Origin of the sequence: Subtercola boreus (genome assembly GCF_003399645.1) — a bacterium.
Taxonomy (GTDB): Bacteria; Actinomycetota; Actinomycetes; order Actinomycetales; family Microbacteriaceae; genus Subtercola; species Subtercola boreus_A.
Map to the genome: position 1 here is coordinate 1 of NZ_NBXD01000074.1, position 1494 is coordinate 1494.

Sequence of the window (1494 nt, forward strand, 5' to 3'; positions counted from 1 at the left end):
TCGGCGCGTTAAACGGAGAATGCCTTTCTCATCAGGGAAAATGGAGTTTGTCTAGAACAACACTCGCCTGAAACGAAAGGCATCTCGCAGGTGCAAGTTTCTCACGCCTCCCGCACCGCTGTCGCGTCATTCGATGACCCCAATCTCGTGTCGTCAGCCGGGCTACTCCCGGTGATGCGGCTCGCCGAGAAAACCGGCCTCCGGGCCCTTGCCGACCAGTGGCTGACGGTCCCGACGGACAAAGGCGCGAACGCGGGATCGAAAGTCGAATCGATCGTTGCCGGAATGGTGGCCGGGGCGGACTCGATCGATGACTTGGCCCTGCTCAGGCACGGCGGCATGAACCGGCTCTTCGCATCCTGTTACGCCCCGTCGACGTTGGGATCGTTCCTCCGAGCGTTCACCTTCGGTCACGTCCGGCAACTCGACGCTGTCGCCTCCCGACTCCTGATCAACCTCGCCGGTCAGACACCCCTCGTCCCGGCCGGTAGTAACACTGTGTTCGTGGATGTCGACGACACCATCATCGAAGTCCACGGCCACCAGAAACAGGGTGCCGGGTTCGGGTACTCCGGCGTCCGCGGCATCAACGCGCTCCTCGCGACCGTCTCGACCGAGACCAGCGCTCCCGTGATCATCGCCCAACGCCTCCGACGAGGAGCCACCGGGTCCCCGAAAGGAGCCGCCCGGATCGTCGCCGACGCCCTGAAAACGGTGACCCGGCTGCCGGGTGAAAGGACGACACCCGTGTTGCTGCGGGCGGACTCCGCCTACTACGGGTTGCCGACCGTGAACGCGGCCATCAAGGCGGGTGCTGACGTGTCGATCACCGCCCGGCAGGACCCAGCCGTGAAACGTGCGATCGCCACCATCCCTGAAGACGCCTGGCAGAAAATCAAATACACCAACGCTATCTTCGACCACGACACCCGCACCTGGATCTCGGTCGCGGAAGTAGCCGAGGTGCCCTTCACCGCGTTCAGCTCGAAGGCGAAGAAGGACCGTGTCGAAGGGCGTCTGGTCGTGCGGCGCATCCCGGAGCTGAACAAGAAAGACCTCGAGCACCCGACCCTGTTCGACACGCACCGGTTCCACGCCTTCTTCACCACCACCGCTCTCGACACAGTCACCGCGGACCAGGTGCACCGTCGGCATGCGATCATCGAGCAAGTCCACGCGGACTTGAAGGGTTCAGCCCTCGGGCACCTGCCCTCGGGCCGGTTCACCGCAAACGCGGCCTGGCTTGTTCTCGCGGTCATCGCGTTCAACCTCACCCGCACTGCCGCCACCATCACCGGGCCTGACCTCCGGTCGGCGACGACGGCGACGATCCGCCGGAAACTGATCACCGTCCCGGCGAGGATCGCGTCTTCCGGACGACGCATCACGTTGCACCTGCCCCGCGCCTGGCCCTGGGAGGCCGCCTGGACAACCCTCTTCAGCCACGCTCTCGCGCCCCCACAAAGCTGAGCACCCCGACCGACCAGCCGACAA

Annotated in this window: 1 protein-coding gene; it reads left to right on the forward strand. The window is 64.7% G+C overall.

The genetic code is table 11. The annotated features are described in order from the left end of the window. Window positions 1–90 precede the first annotated feature (90 nt). A complete protein-coding gene (locus B7R24_RS17040) occupies window positions 91–1470 on the forward strand; it encodes an IS1380 family transposase (RefSeq protein WP_116429920.1) in 1380 nt (459 codons plus the stop codon). Window positions 1471–1494 lie beyond the last annotated feature (24 nt).